Genomic DNA, 18,132 nt, shown 5'->3' on the forward strand with positions numbered 1-18,132 from the left:
TACTGGCGAGTAACTTTACGGTTAAGTGCAGGAATCCCGCCAGTCCGGCCCGCCTGGAGCCATCCCTGGAGCCCTGACGGGAGCGTTTCGCGCATGGCCGGCAGCGCTGGAAAACAGGGGCCGGGCAATAGAATGGGGAACCATGCACACACCTTCGCCCGGCGACCTGCCCAGACCCTACCGACGGACAGCCGCCTGGCGGCGGAGGAAGCCTTCCGCGCAGGATTCGCTCTCTGCAAGCCAGAGCTTCCGCGAGCACCTCCGGCTGGGCCGCAAGGGGTTGGCGATCGGCGTAGACATCGGGGGAACCAAGGTTGCCGCCGGCGTGGTGGATGCCGACGGCCGGATCCTCAGCCAGGCCAGGCGTTCCACGCCCGGAAACGATCCCCGGGCAGTGGAACAGGTGATCGTGGAACTCGTGGAGGAATTGGGCCGCGGCCACCGCATCTGGTCGGTGGGAATCGGCGCGGCCGGCTGGATGGACCTCGACGGCGGGACGGTGCTGTTCAGCCCGCACCTCGCCTGGCGCAACGAACCGCTGCGGGAAAACCTCCAGCGCCTGCTGCGCCGGCCGGTCCTGCTGACCAACGACGCCGATGCTGCCGCGTGGGCGGAGTGGCGCTTCGGTGCAGGGCAGGGACAGAACAGGCTCGTCTGCATCACACTAGGCACCGGGATCGGGGGTGCCATGGTGATGGACGGCAGGGTGGAACGCGGACGGTTTGGCGTCGCGGGTGAGTTCGGCCACCAGATCATCATGCCCGGCGGGCACCGGTGCGAATGCGGAAACCGCGGCTGCTGGGAACAGTACGCGTCCGGAAACGCCCTGGGCCGCGAAGCCCGTGAGCTTGCGGCTGCCAATTCACCCGTGGCGCAGGAACTCCTGAGAGCCGTGGACGGGCAGGTGGACCGGATCACCGGGGCCATCGTGACGGATCTGGCCAAGGCAGGGGACCCCACATCGAGGGAATTGCTGGAAGACGTCGGGGGGTGGCTGGGCCTAGGCCTTGCCAACCTCGCGGCCGCGCTGGATCCCGGAAAGTTCGTGATCGGCGGGGGCCTCTGCGATGCGGGAGAACTGCTGGCGGCGCCGGCACGCAAGGCCTTTGCCCGGAACCTGACCGGGCGCGGGTTCCGGCCGGCGGCGGAGATTGCACTGGCAGCACTCGGGCCCAACGCCGGACTGATCGGCGCCGCGGACCTGTCGCGGGTCAGCAGCCGGATGCACGGCTAAACGCTAAACCCGGGCGCCGTCGTCGTGATCGTCCTTTTCCTGCGGCAGCTGCATGATCAGGTAGATCACTGACAGGACGAACGCTGCGACAATGCCCAAAATGGCCATCAGCGGCGCCGACCGCCAAAACATGGCGGCGAGCACCAGGGCCACGGGTCCGCCCACCGCCCCCAGCCAGGCCAGCATGGTCAGGGGATTTGTTCCGGCCAGGCTTGGCGGTTCCTCGGGCACGAACGGGTCGTCGTCGTCCGCTTCATAGTCCCGAGGCCCGGTGCCCGCCGCCGCGTGGTCCGAGTGGGGGAGCGGTTCATGGGAAGCGGCCTGGCGTTCCGACGCCGAGGGCTCCGTCGGGGCGGCGCCGGACAGCCCCAGCGGATCGAAGTCGCGGAACGGCCGTCTGGACGGGGCGCTGCCCTCTCCGGCCGGAGCCTCCGGGTCGCGGCCTTCGAGCCGCGAGACCAGATCCAGCCAGACGGCGTCGTCCTGGTTCGCGCTCTGGTCCGAGGAATTGGAGTCGGATCTGGTCATCAGCCGTGTCCTTCAGGGCTAGCGGGGGTAGCGTCCACGTGTCCCGGTACCACTCTGCGGATGAATTCCGCGGTCCCGCGGAAAATCTCCTCGGCATCATTGTCCAGGGTGGCCACGTGGTAGCTGTTTTCCAAGGCGCTGAGCTCCAGCGGGGCGTTGGTGAGGCCACGGCGCAGCGCCACAATGCTGGAGTCCGACACCACATGGTCGACCGTAGAGCGGAACACCCGCACGGGTGAGGTGATCAGGGGCAGCAGCCGCAGGGTGTCCTTGAACATCTTGTTGAGTTCGTGGGCCGCCGCCACCGGTGTCCGCGGGTAGGCGCCCTCGTCCATGTCCGGCTTCAGGATGTCGTTCGCAATGGCGGGAGTGCTTTTCATCACCAGCTTCAGGATGCCGGCGAGGGGGGCGCGGGGATCGTCGATGACCAGGCCCGGGTTGACCACGATTGTCCCCGCCACAGGACGCCGGGCGGCCACCCTCAGGGCGAGGGCCCCGCCCATGGACAGGCCGGCCGTGAAGACGTGGTCGCATTCGGCCTCAAGCTCCAGGTAGGCAGCGTCGAAAGCGGCATGCCAGTCCTGCCAGCGGGTCCTCGCAAGTTCCTGCCAGCTGGTGCCGTGTCCTGGCAGGAGCGGCATCCGCACGGCAAAGCCGGCGTCGGCCAGGGATTGGGCCCAGGCCCGCACGCCGTGCGGGCTCCCGGTGAAGCCATGGGAAACGGCCACGCCAACCGACGGGCCGTCGCCGGTAAACGGGCTGCGAAAGGGGCTGTGGTCGGCGGCGATGCTCATGATGTCTCCGAGGATACGTGGTGCGGCGCGTGCTCATGGAAAAAGCGGGTCGAATTCTCGAAAATCACCGGCGCATCGTTGTCCAGCGTGGCGACGTGTCCGCTGTTTGGCAGCGGGATGACGGCAAGGTCGGCTGACCCCAGCCGCCGCCTGATCATCGCCAGGGACGACGGCGGCACAACGTCGTCGTTGTCCGATTTTAAGACCAGGACCGGAGCGGTCACGCGCGGCAGTCCGCGGCGGGCGGCAGCAAACAGCTTCTTCAGTTGGTGGACGGCAGCGAGCGGTGTCTGTGAATAGTCACCATCCTCAGTCGTGGCCGCGGTGGGGTTGGCCTCCACAATCGGCAGGGTGGTCCGCTGGAAGTACTTCAGGATGCCGATGATCCGTACCCTGCGGTCGTAGAAGCTGAGCCCGGGGTTGACCACGGCCACTCCGGCAACGGGGTGGCGGGACGCCGTCCGCAGGGCGACGGCGCCTCCCATTGACAGCCCTGCGACGTAGCAGGCCTCAGTCCGGCCCGCCAGCTCAACGTAGGCGGCATCGAAGGCTCCGGCCCATTCCCGCCAGCCGGAACGGGCCAGCTCGCGCCAGTCGGTCCCATGCCCGGGCAGGAGGGGGACGGAGACCGCAAACCCCTGCTCGGCCAGGTGCAGGGCCCACGGCATGACGCTGAGGGGACTCCCGGTGAAGCCGTGGCAAATGGCAATGCCAATCCTGGCATTCCTGCCATGGCCGGGGTAACTGAAAGCGGCAGGCATCGACGGTTTGCTGCTTTCTCTCATATGCCCATCGTGTCACTCTTCGCCACAAATCTCACTAGAGTAGGGTTGCATTGAAGGCCTGGCCGGACCCGACGGAGGGCCGGTCAGACGCCCTCCGGAGAGGTACGCCACGTGTTTTATTGGTTCATGAAGACGTTCGTTCTGGGACCGGTGCTCAAGCTCCTGTTCCGGCCCTGGGTCAAGGGGCTCGACAACGTCCCCGCCGAAGGCGCAGCCATCCTGGCTTCCAACCATCTGTCCTTCTCCGACTCCATCTTTATGCCCCTTATGGTGCCGCGCCCCGTGATTTTTTTGGCGAAGTCCGAGTACTTCACCGGCAAGGGCCTCAAAGGCAGGCTGACGGCCCTCTTTTTCCGGCTGACGAACCAGCTGCCCATGGACCGTTCCGGAGGAGCGGCCTCCGCCGCTTCGCTCAACGCCGGAATGGACGTCCTCACGCACGGCTCGCTGCTTGGCATTTATCCGGAAGGAACCCGAAGCCCCGACTCGAGGCTTTACCGAGGAAAGGTCGGCGTGGCGAAACTCGCCCTACAGGCCAGGGTTCCGGTGATCCCCGTAGCAATGATCGGAACGGACAAGGTCCAGCCCATCGGGAAACGGATGCCGAGCATCCGGCGCATCGGCATGATCTTCGGTGAACCGCTGGACTTCAGCCGCTATTACGGCATGGAGGAAGACCGCCTGATCCAGCGGTCCGTCACGGACGAAATCATGTACGAACTCATGCGCCTGTCCGGGCAGGAGTACGTGGACGAATACGCGGCGGTGGTCAAACTGCGGCTGGCGGGCAAACCCACTGAGGGCTCAGGCGGTTCCGGCGGCGGCAGCGGCCCCGCGGAACCCGGGAAAGCATGACGCCGGTTCAGTGACGCTTGTTCCCGTACCCCGGTTCTGTGACGCCTGTTTGGGACGAATGACGGTTACGGTGCGGAAACCCGGATCCGGGAACTAGTCTTGTAGTGTGACTGAGCTATCTGCAAAACCTGCCTCCCTGCTGACCAGTACCGCCCAGAGCGGTGCCGCCAACTATCCGGGACTGGACCACTGGCGGGAACTGCCGGTCTCCCAGCAGCCCAGCTGGCAAAACAAAGAGGTCTTTGACGCGTCCGTGAAGGAACTTTCCGTCCTTCCGCCGCTTGTCTTCGCCGGCGAAGTGGACATCCTGCGTGAACGGCTCGCCGCTGCTGCGCAAGGCAAGGCCTTCCTGCTCCAGGGCGGGGACTGCGCGGAAACGTTCGAGGCAGCGACCGCTGACAAGATCAGCGCGCGGGTCAAGACCATCCTGCAGATGGCCGTCGTCCTCACCTACGGCGCGGCGATGCCCGTCATCAAAATGGGCCGCATGGCCGGACAGTTCGCGAAGCCGCGCTCCTCCAACGACGAAACGCGCGACGGCGTGACGCTCCCCGCCTACCGCGGCGACATCGTCAACGGCTACGACTTCACCCCGGAATCCCGCGCCCACGACGCCGGCCGGATGCTGAAGGCGTACCACACGTCCGCCTCCACGCTGAACCTCATCCGTGCCTTCACCCAGGGCGGATTCGCGGACCTCCGCCTGGTGCACCAGTGGAACAAGGGCTTCACCGAAAACCCGGCCCACGCCCGCTACGAGTCGCTGGCGCGGGACATCGACCGTGCCATCAAGTTCATGGCGTCCTGCGGTGCGGACTTCGAGGCCCTCAAGCGCGTGGAGTTCTACGCCAGCCACGAAGCGCTGCTGCTGGACTACGAACGCGCACTGACCCGCATCGACTCCCGCACGGGACTTCCGTACGACACCTCGGCGCACTTCCTCTGGATCGGGGAACGCACCCGCGAGCTCGACAACGCCCACGTCGATTTCCTCTCCCGCGTCCGCAACCCGATCGGCGTCAAGCTCGGCCCCTCGACGTCCGGCGACGACGCCCTGCGGCTGATCGACAAGCTGGATCCGAACCGCGAACCGGGCCGGCTCACCTTCATCACCCGGATGGGCGCGGGCAACATCCGCGAGAAGCTCCCCGCCATCGTCGAAAAGGTCACCGCCTCCGGCGCGCAGGTCCTCTGGGTTACCGATCCCATGCACGGGAACACGGTCACCTCGCCCAACGGCTACAAGACGCGCAACTTCGACGACGTCATTGACGAAGTGCGCGGCTTCTTCGAGGTCCACCACTCGCTGGGCACCATTCCGGGCGGCCTGCACGTCGAGATGACGGGTGACGACGTCGCAGAGTGCCTCGGCGGCGCCGACCCCATCGACCAGGAAGCATTCCTGGACCGCTACGAATCGGTCTGCGATCCGCGCCTGAACCACATGCAGTCCCTGGAAATGGCCTTCCTCGTCGCAGGGGCACTGTCCAAGCGCTGACCCCGCACCGGTTGACAGAAAAAAGCTCCGCCCGGCTTCACCAGCCGGGCGGAGCTTTTTCGTGGGTGGAACTAGACGACGGTGAGGGTTACGACGGAGCCCTCAGGCACCTGGGTGTTCACCGGATCCTGGTCCCGCACTGTTCCAAAGAAGCCGCCCAGGATGTTGTTCACCCGGACTTCGAAGCCGAGCTTCTCCAGCGCCTTGCGGGCATCATTGGCCTGTTTACCGATGTAGCTGGGGACATCCACGAGCTTGGGGCCCTTGGACACCGTGAGCGTAACGGACTCGCCGCGCGTCAGTGCGCCGGAAGACGGCTCCTGGGCTACTACAGCACCCTTGGGGACCTTCTTGTCGTTGACCGTTTCGGGCGAGATGACGGCCTTCAGGCCGGCGGCCTCAATCGCTTTGACCGCGGCACCCTGCTCCTGCCCGCGCACGTCAGGCACAGGTATGGGCTCGGGTCCCTTGGAGACGGTCAGGCTGACGGGCGTACCGCGCCGGGCGGGAGTGCCGGCCGCAGGATCCTGGGCAAGGACGGTGCCTGCGGGCTCAGTTTCGCTGAAGGTCTCGGTTACGGTGCCCAGCGCCATCTCGGCGCCGTTGAGCTCGTTCTTTGCCTCGTCCAGGGACTTGCCGCTCATTCCGGGCAGGGGAAACAGCTGGGGACCTTTGGAAACGAAGAGTGATACCGGCTGGAACTTGCGGATTTCCCGCCCCGCCTCAGGTTCGGTGCCCACCACGAGCCCGGCCCGGATGTCGTCGTCGAAAACATCCTTGGTGGTGGACTGGAATCCGGCGGTCCCCAGCAGCTGCTGGGCTTCCGCCACTGTCTTGTTGGCGACCCGGGGAATCGTCCCGGGGGAGCCGGGCCCCATACCGAAGAACCAGCCTGCGCCCGTTGCCAGCAGCGCCGCGATCACCAGGATGATGATCCAGAGGAGGCCCCGACGGCGGGGGTTGCCTTCGCGGAGCGACCGGACCGGCGTTGACGCTGCCTTTGACTGCGCCCTCGCCGCGTCGCGGTCAAGCTTGCGCTGTGCCCGTTTGCTCATCGGGGACGCGATGTCCGGTTCGTCCTCGGCATCCCCGAAAGTGGCTTCCGGCTCAGCCGGGGCCGCCAGGGCACCGAACTGGCCCGGGTGCCGCGGTGACGACGAGAGTACCGTGGTGGGATTGCTCTGGCGCGAGATGATTTCTGTTGGATGCTGTCCGGCGGACAGGACCTCTGTTTGGTCCTGATGTGCCGTGGGCGGCGACCCGCTAGGCGGGTGTGCAGGCGGGCGCAGCCCGGCCGGTGAATGGGCGACGGCGGCGATCGCGGCCGGTGGCTGAAGATCCAGTTCCGCATCGGTGAGGTTGGTACGGATGTGCCTTAGCTCCGACAGGAGCGCGTTGCCGTCCACCGGGCGCTGCTCGGGGTCCCTCGCCGTGCACCACTGCACCAGCTCGTCCACTTCGGCAGCCAGCCCCGGCACGTTGGCCGAAGGGGCTTCCACCGAGGAATTCACGTGTTGGTAGGCCACCTGGATGGGGACTTCGCCGTCGAACGGCTGCTTGCCCGTGATCATTTCGTACAGCATGATGCCCACCGAGTAGATGTCGCTGCGGGCATCCGCCGTCCTGCCAAGCACCAGCTCCGGCGACAGGTATGCCACCGTGCCGATCAGGGCTCCTGTGCTCGTTGAGGTGGTGACCGCCCGGGCCAGGCCGAAGTCACCCAGTTTGATGCGCCCGTCATCGGCGATCAGGACATTTTCCGGTTTGATGTCCCGGTGGATCAGGCCGGCTGCGTGGGCCGACCCCAGCCCTTCCACCACGGGGTCGATCAGGGCCAGGGCAAGGCGGGGAGACAGCGCGCCTTTCTCCCTGATCACGTCGCGGAGGGTGTGGCCCTTGATGTACTCCATCACCAGATAGGCGGTCGGTCCGTCGGAGCCTTGGTCCAGGACGCCAACGACATGAGGGTGGGACAGCTTGGCCGCGGCCTTGGCTTCCCGGCCCAGCCTGTCCAGGAAGTTACCGTCGTTCACCAGGTGCGGATGAAGGACCTTCAGTGCAACGTCGCGCTCGAGCCGCTGGTCCGTTGCGAGGTAAACGGTGGACATTCCGCCGCGCGCCAGTCTGGACTGGACCCGGTAACGGTTGTCCACCAGCGTTCCAACGAGGGAGTCCGACACTTTTTCCTGCACCCTACGATCCTAAGTGCTACACGGAAACGGGCCCGAATCGACATGCAATCCGGACCCGTATCGTTACCCACCCGGCACGCCTTTGACGCGTGCCGGAACGGATCAGCTGAAGTTCTTCTTGTGTGCCTTGATCGCAGCGACGTAGGACTTGGTGTCTTCGTACATGCCGTACTTGCTGACCGAGTACTGGCCCTGGTAGTACCCGGCGATGGCGTGGTCCATGTCCTTGCTGGTGCTGATCAGCTGGCGGATGATGGCCACCCCCGCCGTTGCATTGTCATACGGATCGAGCAGGTTCAGCTTGCGGCCCACCAGGTCTGATGCCCATTCGCCCGACGTCGGGATGACCTGCATGGTGCCAATCGCGTTGGCCGGTGAAACGGCGCGCTGGTCGAAACCGGACTCTTGGTACGCGAACGCCAGGGCGAGCGAGGGATCCACGCCCATCCGCCGTGCGGTGTCCGCGACGATCGACTTCATCTGTTCCCGGCTGGGCACGGGGGATGCGTTGAGCAGGGCCTTGTTCTGGTTGGCGGACGAGACCACAGCCGCGGGGTAGGTGAACCCTAGGAACGAACCCGGCACCAGGGGAGTGACGCTGGCGGCGGGCTGGATCGAGGCTCCGGGGATGACTAGCTTGTTCCCCGGGTAGATCATGCTGGACATGGTCAGCTTGTTCGCGGACAGGATGTCTGACAGCTTGACGCCGTGTTTTGCGGCAATGGCGGACAGCGTGTCGCCGGACTTGACCGTGTAGGAGCCGGAACTGGCGGCCGGTGCCGGGGCCTGCGCCGGAGCCGGTGCGGGGTTGGCGGCCGGTGCCGGGGCCGCGGACTGGCCGCTGCCGATCTTGACCTTCTGTCCCGGGTAGATGATGGAGCTCACGTTGAGGCCGTTCCAGCTCAACACTTCCGACAGCTTGACGCCGTGCCGTGCGGCGATGGCGCCCAGGGTGTCGCCGGATTTGACGGTGTAGACGCTGCCGCCGGTGCTGGCTGTGGCTGCCGCGGGGGCAGCAGGCTTGGCCGCGGGGGTGGAGGGGGCCGCAGCCGAACCGGTCAGCTTGATCTTCTGCCCCGGATAGATGACGGAGTTCGGCTGCAGGTTGTTCAGCTTCAGGACCGCGTAGGTGTCCAGGCCGTAGCGGCCCGCGATGCTGCTGATGGTGTCGCCGCGCGCAATGGTGTACTCGCCCTGCGCCGCGGGCTGGGCGGGGCGCAGGGAGCTGGGAAGGGACGTGGAAACCGACGCCGCAGGGATGACGCCTGACTTCAGTGCCGCTTCCTGGGCCTGCATGGCCGCAGCGAGCGTTGCGGGCACGGTCCGCGGGCGGGATTCGGCCGTTGCGGGCTGGGCCATGGCCAGTGAGGACAGGACGACTGCCGGGAGGGCGGCCGTAGTTGCCGCAATCACAGGCAGGCTCGGCCTGGGGTGCTGCTTTGGCGATCGGGGCGTCGTCATGGGGATGATCCTCTTCTCAGCGGCGAGTGCTGTCGGTCAGGCAGGCCTGTGTTACGAATGATACTAGTGTTACTAAAGTTAGTGTTGGTGCAAATGTGATCTATGTGAATCTCTCACGAATTACCGATTAGCACAAGAATTGTCGGGCATTGTCCATATGCCTTTTTTCGGAGTGTCGGTTTGCCGGTTCAGGCCGCCGCTTCCCGCTGACTAGGCGCAATAGCGCTTCCGTGGCAATCTTGTTCCGTGAGTACTGTAGAAAGCCTTGTAGGCGAATGGCTGCCGCTGCCCGACGTTGCAGAATTGATGAACGTTTCCATCACTAAGGTCCATGGATTGCTGGACGAAAAGGCGCTGGTCGCGCTCAGGGTCGGCGACCGTCGAATCCGCTCGGTGCCCGTCGACTTTATGCAGGACGGCCATCCGGTGGAAAGCCTCAAGGGGACCATCGTCGTCCTGTCGGATGCCGGCTACTCCGATGAGGAACTGATTACGTGGCTTTTCACTCCGGATGAATCGCTGCGGGGCCGGCCTATTGACGCACTGCGTGAAGGCCGCAAGACGGAAATCCGCCGCAGGGCACAGTCCCTCGCCTGGTAGTACTCTCCAGGATCCCCGCTAAGTCCCGATGAGCGCCGGGCCGCGCCGCTGAATTCAGGCGGCGCGGCTGACGGTTGCCTCGGCCAGCCTCCGCAAGGCCGTCTTGGGCAGGTCTTCCAGCGGCAGCAGGTCGAGTTCCGTGAATGCTGCACGACCGAATTCCTCAATCAGTACTTCAGTTGCCTGGAGTGCCCCGCAGTCCACAATGATGCGCCGGATTTCCTCCACGTCCGCATCCGAGAGGTCCGGGCTTCCGAGCTTGGCGTCAAGGAAACGGGATTCTTCCGGTGCCGCCTGGTCGAGGGCGAAGGCCACCAGGACCGTGCGCTTGCCTTCCCGGAGATCATCGCCCGCGGGCTTGCCGGTCGTGACGGGATCGCCGAATACTCCCAGGACGTCGTCCCGGAGCTGGAAGGCTTCGCCGAGGGGCAGGGCAAACGCCGAGTAGCCGCGGAGCAGTTCATCGGAGGCGCCTGCAAGCGCACCGCCCAGGGCAAGCGGGTGCTCTGTGGAATATTTTGCCGACTTGAACCGGATGATGGACTGGGCGCGGCTGACCGCTCCGGCGCGGTCGCGCATGGGTCCCGCGACCTCTTCCAGAATGTCCAGGTACTGGCCCGCCATCACTTCTGCCCGCATCAGGTTAAAGATCAGCCGTGCCTGGCTTCCCGAAGCCGCCGCCTCGCCGATGTCCGTGAACGTCTCCTCGCTGAACGAGAGGCACAAGTCCCCGGTCAGGATGGCGGCGGCATGACCGAAGCGTTCACTGTCCAGGGCCCAGCCCTGGGCTTCATGCAGCTGGCTGAAGCGGCGGTGCACACTGGGGCCTCCGCGCCGTGTGTCCGAACGGTCAATGATGTCATCGTGGATCAGTGCCGCCGCCTGGAACAGCTCCAGCGCCGATCCCGCAGTGATCACCTCGGTGGCCGCCGCATCCCCGCCGGCACCGCGCCAGCCCCAGTAGCACATGAGTGCCCGCAGCCGTTTGCCTCCGGTGACCAGATTGGAGATGGAGCCCATCAGCGGATCGATGTCCTGGGATATGGCGGACATCACGGATTGGCGGGTGGCCAGGAAGTCGTTGAGCTTGCCGGCGACGGCGGCCACGAACGCTGTCTGCTCGAGGCGCAGCTGCTCCGCGACCGTCACTTGTCGGACTCGGCTGCGACGTTGGCGCCAATCGTGAACGTGGAGACCCCGCCGGTCTCCACCACTGCTATGTTCACGGTTTCGTTGTCACCACGGAGGAAGTCCTTTGACGCCACTGCGCCCACATTCTCCCCGGGAACAGCCTTGAAGCCCTGGGCTTCCAGCTCCTTCGTATAGAAAGCCACGACGGCGGCAGCCGGGGAGGTGATGCTTCCCACCAGGGCTGCGGTCGCCGGAGTGGACGTCTTGTCGAAGCTGCTCGAGACCACCTTTGACCCGGGCATGACCGGCAGCAGTTTTTCCGGGAAGCCGGAGACGAGCGCGCCGACGGTTGCTGTGGTTCCGGGTGACGCCGAAGGGCTCGCCGGTGCAGTGGTGGATGCCTGTTCAGTGACGGAAGCTGAAGCGCTGGCCGTCCCCGAGGCCTTGGCGCCGGGATCGGCCGGGGTGCATGCCGCCAGGGCCAGCACGGCGCCGGCCATGATCACGGCACAGCCCGCAGGCTTGAGCTTTCCAATTACCTTCACAGAAACTGTCCTCCTGGTGTTGACGCCGGATTCAGCCTCCAGTTTAGTCAGTCCCACGGCATAGGATTGTAGGCGTGGGGTCGGAACAGGATAAACAGAAGCTCGAAGCGACCCTCAGGGAGCTCCGTCGAAGCAGCATCCTGCATGTGGACATGGACGCTTTTTTCGTCTCGGTGGAACTCCGGAGCCGTCCGGGCCTGCGTGGAAAACCGGTGATCGTCGGTTACCCGGCGGAGCGGTCGGTTGTCCTGTCCGCCTCCTATGAAGCCCGGGCCTTCGGGGTGAAGTCCGCGATGCCCATGGCGGTCGCGGCGCGCATGTGCCCCTCGGCAATCATCATCGAACCCCGGCACAAGCTCTACTATGAGGTTTCCGCGCAGCTGATGGCGATCTTCGGGTCCATCACGGACCTCGTGGAGCCCCTCAGCGTCGACGAAGCCTTCCTCGACGTCGGCGGGGCCATCCGGCGGCTGGGAAGTCCGCGCGAGATCGGCGAGATTATCCGCCGGCGCGTGCTGGGCGAGCTCGGCATCACCGCATCCGTCGGCATAGCTGCCAGCAAATTTGTGGCCAAGATAGCCTCCACCCGCTGCAAGCCGGACGGACTCCTGCTCATCGCGCCCGATGAGACAGTTGCCTACCTGCACAGTCTTCCGGTCAACGCGCTCTGGGGCGTCGGAGCCAAGACAGTAGAGGTATTGGCGCGTATGGGAATCCGGACTGTGGCGGATGTGGCCGCGACGCCGCCGGCCTCGCTGAAGAAATCGCTGGGGGCCTCCGGCGAGCACGTCTATAGGCTTTCGTGGGGGATTGACCCCCGGCCGGTGACTCCGGTCCGCCTGGAGAAGAGCATAGGTGCCGAGGAAACGTTCGCTGTGGATACGGCCGATGACGTGCTCCTGCACCGGGAGCTGCTGCGTTTGTCGCACCGGACGGCCGAGCGGCTCCGAAGCACAGGAATGGTTGCCAGGACCATCTCACTCAAACTCCGCTACGCCGATTTCTCCACCATCACACGCAGCAGGACCGTGCACGCCCCGGTTGACAGTGCTCAGCTGATCTATGCCGTTACCGTTCAGCTCCTCGAATCGCTGGGCACGCGGCCCATGACAGTCCGCCTTGTCGGAGTGAGGGCGGAGCAGCTCGAGGATGCCGCCCACACTTCACTGCAGCTCAGCCTGGACCGCCGCGATGACAATTGGCGAGCGGCGGAACAGGCCCTGGACAGGGTGGCTGAGAAGTTCGGCTCGAAATCGGTGCTTCCGGCGCGGCTGCTGAACCCGCTCAACACCGCCGACTGAGCGGGGTACCCGCCCCCGGAAGGGTTTCCGGGAGGCATTCCGGGCTCCCCGGCGGACAATGCCCCTGTGCCCCCGCCCGGCCCCGCCCGCAGCGTCTTTCAGAACAGGGCACAACAAACTATCCTTAGATATACGTAGATTTCGAACGTCTGGAATTACTGAACAGCCAGCTGCATCAGTCCGTCGTCCGAATGCGTGGATCCCGGGTCCTCCGGTATACGGTGGCCGGGAACCTCCTGCGCATGCCGGACGTTATCGGATTGAGAACCAGAGGCCACGGCACGTCCGGACGTTGGCCGACTTAAGGAGGTCGTGATGCCGCTCTCGGAGCACGAACAGAAGTTGCTCGAGCAGCTGGAGAAGCAGCTGCACGAGGACGATCCAAAGTTTGCCAACTCAATGGGATCGGATCCGGGCCGCAACTGGTCCACGCGCCATATCGTGATGGGCGTGCTGGCCACCCTGGCCGGTGTTCTCCTCCTGCTGGTGGGCGTATCACTTCAGAGCATTTTTGTTGGTGTCCTCGGTTTCATTGTGATGGGAGCCGGAGTCTATTTCGCAACGATGCGTAGTTCCGCCGCCGGGAAAGGGAAATCCTCCGGCGCCAAGAAAACCGGCAAGGGGCGCAGTTCATTCATGAGCGGCCTTGAGGAACGCTGGGACGAACGCCGCCGCGGCGAACCGTGACAGCCGTTCGCTAACGCTCCACTTCGCACCACCCTGCCTCCGGCAGGCGCGCATGAAGACCCGCCCCGGCGGGTCTTTTGCTTTTAAACGCCGACAATCCGGGGCGGCGTTCCCGGAGGCCCATCGTGGTGGGTGCGGACTCCTGCCGTCGTCCTCCCAGGGGACGTCCGTGTGCGCCACTCAACGCCATAACCCCTCCACTTTCCACCACGCCCCCGGACCCCTGTATTTCCGGGGGATTATTCGTCCAATCCCGGGATGAATCTTTCGTGTCGCGTTGACTGTGGAGCGATGTGGAGTAAAGTGGAGCGAGTAAGAGGGTAGTGGCAGCACAGGGGACGTGCAGCTCCTGACGACAGACAGGCGGGTGGCCATGTTTCTTGGCACTCACTCGCCGCGTTTGGACGAAAAGGGGCGGATCATCCTCCCAGCGAAGTTCCGTGAGGAACTTGCCAGCGGACTGGTACTCACAAGGGGCCAGGAACGTTGCATCTACGTCTTCAGTGAGCGGGAATTCGAACGGATTCACGAGCAAATGCGGGAGGCGCCCATCTCCTCCAAGCAGACTCGTGACTACATCCGGGTTTTCCTCTCTGGAGCCTCGGACGAGGTACCTGACAAGCAGGGGCGCGTGACTATTCCTCCCGCACTCCGGGCATATGCAGGTCTTGGCAGGGAGCTTGCCGTCATTGGCGCCGGCTCCCGGGCGGAGATCTGGGATGCCCAGGCCTGGAATGAGTACCTGGCGGAGAAGGAAACCTCCTTCTCCGAAACCGACGACGCCATCCCGGGAATCTTCTGAAGCCCGGAGGCGACGACGGAAGCGCTTCTTGAACGAGATCTCCAGCCGCCCATCCGAACGTTTTCCTGGCTCACTTCCCCGGAGCCAGGCGGACGCTGGGATAGGCGCGGATGGGGATCTGGCTTAAGAAACACCCCCGAGGCACAACGGCAAGAAAGGACAACGGTATGAGCGATCCCAACCAGCCAAAACCCACGTCCGAACGCCATGTACCGGTCCTCAAGGACCGGTGCATCAATTTGTTGGCCCCGGGTATCGAGGCAGCACGCCAACGCGGCGACAGCCCCGTGGTCATCGATGCAACCCTCGGGATGGGCGGCCACTCCGAAGCCCTGCTCCAGCGGTTCCCGGACGTACACCTGATCGGAATCGACCGCGACGAGGAAGCGCTGGCCCTCGCCGGCGAGCGTTTGAAAGCCTTCACCGGCCGGACTGACCTGGTGCACGCTGTCTACGACGAAATCCCCGATGTTCTCCGGGAGCTTGGCGTCACCGAGGTCCACGGCGTGCTCATGGACCTGGGGGTTTCCTCCCTGCAGCTCGACGAGCGTGAGCGCGGGTTTGCCTACTCCTTTGATGCGCCCCTGGATATGCGCATGGACACGAGCCGGGGACAGACGGCCGCGGACGTGGTGAACAACTACAGCGAAGAGGATCTGGTCCGCATCATCCGCAAATGGGGTGAGGAGAAGTTTGCCGGGAGAATTGCGAACCGCATAGTGGCGGCGCGCGAGGCGAAGCCTTTCGCCACCACGGGTGAACTCGTTGACACCATTCGCGCCGTTGTCCCGTCAGGGGCGGCAAAGACCGGCGGACACCCGGCCAAGCGGACCTTCCAGGCACTGCGGATCGAAGTCAACGAAGAACTCGATGTGTTGGAGCGCGCGGTGCCTGCTGCCGTGGACGCCCTGGCCATGGGAGGCCGCGTGGTGGTCATGTCGTACCACTCGCTGGAAGACAAGATCGTCAAGAAGGTCTTCCAGGCCGGCTCAAAGTCGTCGGCGCCGCTGGGCTTCCCGGTGGAGCTGGAAGAGCATAAGGCCGAACTCAAGACCTTGACCAAGGGCACCGAGGTGCCCACTGCCGACGAAATCGCCGAAAACCCACGCGCAGCGTCCGCCAGGTTGCGCGCAGTTGAACGAATCAGAGCCAGGAGGGCCGCATGAGCACCGCCGCTGCCAAGAACTTCCCAGCCGTGTCCGGCACGGCGGCCCGTGCCCTCACGGGGCTCAAGCCTGACGGAGGTTCCGAACGGAAGCTGCGGACGCCGCTGTCGGTAGTCCGCTCCACGCCGCGCAAGCGCCGGGCCCCCTTCGTTGTGCTCTGCTTCGCCCTGCTGGCTGTTGCTCTGATGGCTGTCCTGGTCCTGAACATCTCCGTCTCCACTGCCCAGTACCAGTTGGTGCAGTTGCGGAGCGACCAGTCCACGCTGACGAAACAGAACCAGGACCTGACTCAGCAGGTCCAGAACTTCGATGCTCCGCAGAACCTGGCTGCCAAGGCCGCAGAATTGGGCATGGTTGCTTCCACCGGCAAGGGCCAGATCGACCTGTCCACGTTGACGGTCAGCGGCACCCCCAAACCGGCGGCCAAGGGTGACAAGCCGGGCGCCGTCATTGCAGCGCCCGCTGTCGCCGGACAGCTCACTGTCGTCCCGCCCGCCACCACCAAGGATCCGCTGGCTGCCCGCAAACCGGCGGAAGCTGAGGCCGCTAAACAGCCCGCACCAGCGGCACCGGCGGCAGCAGCCCCGGCCGCCGCTGCGCCAAAGCCCGCGGTTGATCTCCACGGAGGTTCCGTTCCGGCGCCGAAGCAAAAGACGCCGGGACAGTAACTGACAGGACTGACCACCAGCACGCAACCAGCAAGGACTCATCGTGGCGCAGAGCACGGGCAAGAAGACAACCGCAAAAGTGCCCAACGCCACCAGGAGGCTCCGCCTCGGACTGGGCATGATGCTGGCACTGTTGCTTGTGGTTGGCGGCAAGCTGTTCATGGTCCAGGGGCTGGACATCGGCGGGATGGCTGAGGCGGCACTGAACAACCGCCTGACCCCGATCGAGCTCCCTGCCGAACGTGGCAGCATCCTGGACGCGAACGGGACGGTCCTGGCCGACAGCGTGATCCGTTACAACGTGGTGGTGGATCAGCGGGTCAACACCAAGACCGAGTCGTTCAGGCGACTGGACACCGTCGGTGAGAAGGAAGAGCTCGTTACTGTCTCCAGGGACAAGGGCATCGAGGAGCTGGCTGCTGTCCTGGGACAGAATCCCGAGGACATCAAGGACGCCCTGACGGGGGAGAAGCCCTATTACATCGTGGCGAAGGACCTCAAGCCCGACATGGAGGACCGGATCTCCAAGCTCCAGATCCCGGGAATAGTCACCGTCGGCACCAGCAAGCGCGTTTACCCGAACGGCTCAGTGGCCGGCGGGATCGTCGGATTCCTGCAGGACGGAGCCAGCGGCCAGGCGGGACTGGAACAGACCCAGGACGAAGTCCTCAAGGGAACTCCCGGCAAGCGGCTTTTTGAAATTGGCGCCGACGGCCTGCGCATCCCGGTGGGCGTGGACGAGCTGACTCCGGCCGTCAACGGCAAGGACATCAGGCTTACCCTCAATTCGGACCTCCAATACTTCGCGCAGCAGGCCATCCAGAGCCAGTCGGACAAGCTGAGCGCCGAATGGGGCGTCATCATCGTCCAGGACATCAAGACCGGCAACATCATCGCCATGGCGGACACCAACGCCCCGGATCCCAACGACCCCGGCAAGGTGGCTGCCAAGGACCGTGGCGTCCGTTCGGTGACTGCCGCCTACGAGCCCGGCTCGGTGGAAAAGATGATCACGGCGGCCGCCGTGATCGAAGAGGGCAAGTCCAGCCCGCTCGACCATTTCACGATCCCGTCATCCCTTGTAGTGGACGGCCAGGTCTTCACGGACTCCTTCGACCATGGCACCGAGGAACGGACGCTGGCCGGAATCCTTGGCTGGTCCATGAACACCGGAACTGTCATGGCGGGTTCGCGCCTCACCAAGGAACAGCGCCACGACTGGCTGCAGAAGTTCGGCATCGGCGAGGCACCCGACATCGGGCTGCCCGCCGAAGCCGGCGGCATCCTCACCCCGGCCGATCAGTGGGACGGCCGGCAGGAGTACACCGTCCTGTTCGGACAGGGGGTCTCGCAATCCACGCTGCAGACCGTCCGCGCGTACCAGTCCATTGCCAACGGCGGCGTGATGCTCCAGCCGCGCCTGATTGACAGCTACATCAACCCCGATGGAACCGAGGAAAAGGTCCCCGCGAAGGAAAGCCGTCAGGTCGTGTCTCCGGAGACCGCGAAGCAGGTGCGGGACATCCTGGAGAGCGCCGTGACCGAGGGCCAGATCAAGGACGCGGCCATTGACGGGTACCGCGTCGGGGCCAAGACCGGAACGTCCGAATCACCGTGCGACGACGGCAAGTCCGGGTACTGCGGGTACACGGCGTCCATGGTGGGGATGGCGCCGATGGACGATCCTCGGTTTATTGTTGAAGTTGTCCTGCAGCGCCCCAAAGGCAGCATCTACGGAATCACCAACGGTCCGGTGTTCCGCTCGGTGATGAGCCAGGTTCTGCGGACTTACAACGTTCCGCCATCAACGGGCGAGCCGGTCAGGCTGCCCCAGTACGTCAAGTAGCACGTCCACAACATCGCACGCATCAGGGGAACTTCCCCT

General features: G+C 64.9%; 17 protein-coding genes. 10 read left to right on the forward strand and 7 right to left on the reverse strand.

The window, feature by feature from the left end; genetic code table 11:
• Window positions 1–142 precede the first annotated feature (142 nt).
• Window positions 143–1,234: an ROK family glucokinase gene (locus J7I79_RS15900; RefSeq protein ID WP_214954793.1), complete on the forward strand. Its 1,092-nt coding sequence runs from the start codon at window positions 143–145 to the stop codon at window positions 1,232–1,234.
• A 3-nt stretch (window positions 1,235–1,237) separates the two neighbouring features.
• Here the strand turns inward: J7I79_RS15900 and J7I79_RS15905 are convergent, their stop codons facing one another.
• From J7I79_RS15905 to J7I79_RS15915, 3 genes are read right to left on the reverse strand one after another with little or no spacing between them, the layout of a single operon-like run.
• Window positions 1,238–1,762 carry a hypothetical protein gene (locus J7I79_RS15905; protein WP_214954795.1) on the reverse strand — a complete coding sequence of 175 codons (525 nt, stop codon included), beginning with the start codon at window positions 1,760–1,762 and terminating at the stop codon, window positions 1,238–1,240.
• Window positions 1,762–2,556, reverse strand: a complete 795-nt coding sequence (locus tag J7I79_RS15910; RefSeq protein ID WP_214954797.1) for a carboxylesterase — start codon at window positions 2,554–2,556, stop codon at window positions 1,762–1,764. Before J7I79_RS15910 ends, J7I79_RS15905 begins: the two co-directional genes overlap by 1 nt.
• Window positions 2,553–3,341 carry a carboxylesterase gene (locus J7I79_RS15915; RefSeq protein ID WP_214954799.1) on the reverse strand — a complete coding sequence of 263 codons (789 nt, stop codon included), beginning with the start codon at window positions 3,339–3,341 and terminating at the stop codon, window positions 2,553–2,555. Before J7I79_RS15915 ends, J7I79_RS15910 begins: the two co-directional genes overlap by 4 nt.
• A gap of 111 nt (window positions 3,342–3,452) precedes the next feature.
• Between J7I79_RS15915 and J7I79_RS15920 the strand changes: the two genes are divergently transcribed.
• Together J7I79_RS15920 and J7I79_RS15925 are read left to right on the forward strand one after the other, a co-directional pair.
• Window positions 3,453–4,196 carry a 1-acyl-sn-glycerol-3-phosphate acyltransferase gene (locus J7I79_RS15920; RefSeq protein ID WP_214954801.1) on the forward strand — a complete coding sequence of 248 codons (744 nt, stop codon included), beginning with the start codon at window positions 3,453–3,455 and terminating at the stop codon, window positions 4,194–4,196.
• Between the two features lie 106 nt (window positions 4,197–4,302).
• The gene (locus tag J7I79_RS15925) at window positions 4,303–5,694 is read left to right on the forward strand and encodes a class II 3-deoxy-7-phosphoheptulonate synthase (protein WP_214954802.1); all 1,392 of its coding nucleotides are present in this window, start codon (window positions 4,303–4,305) and stop codon (window positions 5,692–5,694) included.
• Window positions 5,695–5,765: 71 nt separating this feature from the next.
• On the opposite strand, the gene pknB is transcribed toward J7I79_RS15925, so the two are convergent.
• Window positions 5,766–7,886 carry a Stk1 family PASTA domain-containing Ser/Thr kinase gene (gene pknB / locus J7I79_RS15930; RefSeq protein ID WP_214954804.1) on the reverse strand — a complete coding sequence of 707 codons (2,121 nt, stop codon included), beginning with the start codon at window positions 7,884–7,886 and terminating at the stop codon, window positions 5,766–5,768.
• 102 nt (window positions 7,887–7,988) lie between these two features.
• Window positions 7,989–9,347, reverse strand: a complete 1,359-nt coding sequence (locus J7I79_RS15935) for a lytic transglycosylase domain-containing protein (RefSeq protein ID WP_214954806.1) — start codon at window positions 9,345–9,347, stop codon at window positions 7,989–7,991.
• Window positions 9,348–9,593: 246 nt separating this feature from the next.
• On the opposite strand from J7I79_RS15935, the gene J7I79_RS15940 reads away from it, so the two are divergent.
• Window positions 9,594–9,947: an Rv2175c family DNA-binding protein gene (locus J7I79_RS15940; RefSeq protein ID WP_214954808.1), complete on the forward strand. Its 354-nt coding sequence runs from the start codon at window positions 9,594–9,596 to the stop codon at window positions 9,945–9,947.
• Window positions 9,948–10,001: 54 nt separating this feature from the next.
• Here the strand turns inward: J7I79_RS15940 and J7I79_RS15945 are convergent, their stop codons facing one another.
• Together J7I79_RS15945 and J7I79_RS15950 are read right to left on the reverse strand one after the other, a co-directional pair.
• Window positions 10,002–11,096: a polyprenyl synthetase family protein gene (locus J7I79_RS15945; protein WP_214954810.1), complete on the reverse strand. Its 1,095-nt coding sequence runs from the start codon at window positions 11,094–11,096 to the stop codon at window positions 10,002–10,004.
• Window positions 11,093–11,623 (reverse strand): hypothetical protein, encoded by a 531-nt coding sequence (locus J7I79_RS15950; protein WP_214954812.1) that lies wholly within the window; start codon window positions 11,621–11,623, stop codon window positions 11,093–11,095. The genes J7I79_RS15945 and J7I79_RS15950 overlap by 4 nt, the downstream gene beginning before the upstream one ends.
• A gap of 74 nt (window positions 11,624–11,697) precedes the next feature.
• Between J7I79_RS15950 and dinB the strand changes: the two genes are divergently transcribed.
• The 6 genes from dinB to J7I79_RS15980 all read left to right on the forward strand — a co-directional run bounded on the left by dinB (window position 11,698) and on the right by J7I79_RS15980 (window position 18,093).
• The gene (dinB, locus tag J7I79_RS15955) at window positions 11,698–12,924 is read left to right on the forward strand and encodes a DNA polymerase IV (protein ID WP_214954818.1); all 1,227 of its coding nucleotides are present in this window, start codon (window positions 11,698–11,700) and stop codon (window positions 12,922–12,924) included.
• A 315-nt stretch (window positions 12,925–13,239) separates the two neighbouring features.
• Entirely contained in the window at window positions 13,240–13,611 is a 372-nt protein-coding gene (locus tag J7I79_RS15960) for a DUF3040 domain-containing protein (protein WP_214954820.1), read from the forward strand.
• A gap of 373 nt (window positions 13,612–13,984) precedes the next feature.
• Window positions 13,985–14,413, forward strand: coding sequence for a division/cell wall cluster transcriptional repressor MraZ (gene mraZ, locus J7I79_RS15965; RefSeq protein WP_028271726.1), 429 nt, complete (start codon window positions 13,985–13,987; stop codon window positions 14,411–14,413).
• 167 nt (window positions 14,414–14,580) lie between these two features.
• Window positions 14,581–15,579, forward strand: coding sequence for a 16S rRNA (cytosine(1402)-N(4))-methyltransferase RsmH (gene rsmH / locus J7I79_RS15970; RefSeq protein ID WP_214954822.1), 999 nt, complete (start codon window positions 14,581–14,583; stop codon window positions 15,577–15,579).
• Window positions 15,576–16,247 (forward strand): hypothetical protein, encoded by a 672-nt coding sequence (locus tag J7I79_RS15975; RefSeq protein ID WP_214954823.1) that lies wholly within the window; start codon window positions 15,576–15,578, stop codon window positions 16,245–16,247. Before rsmH ends, J7I79_RS15975 begins: the two co-directional genes overlap by 4 nt.
• Before the next feature lie 43 nt (window positions 16,248–16,290).
• The gene (locus J7I79_RS15980) at window positions 16,291–18,093 is read left to right on the forward strand and encodes a penicillin-binding protein 2 (RefSeq protein ID WP_214954825.1); all 1,803 of its coding nucleotides are present in this window, start codon (window positions 16,291–16,293) and stop codon (window positions 18,091–18,093) included.
• The last annotated feature ends 39 nt before the right edge of the window (window positions 18,094–18,132 follow it).

It is taken from the genome of Arthrobacter sp. ISL-69, from assembly GCF_018613775.1.
In the GTDB taxonomy this organism is placed as follows: Bacteria; Actinomycetota; Actinomycetes; order Actinomycetales; family Micrococcaceae; genus Arthrobacter.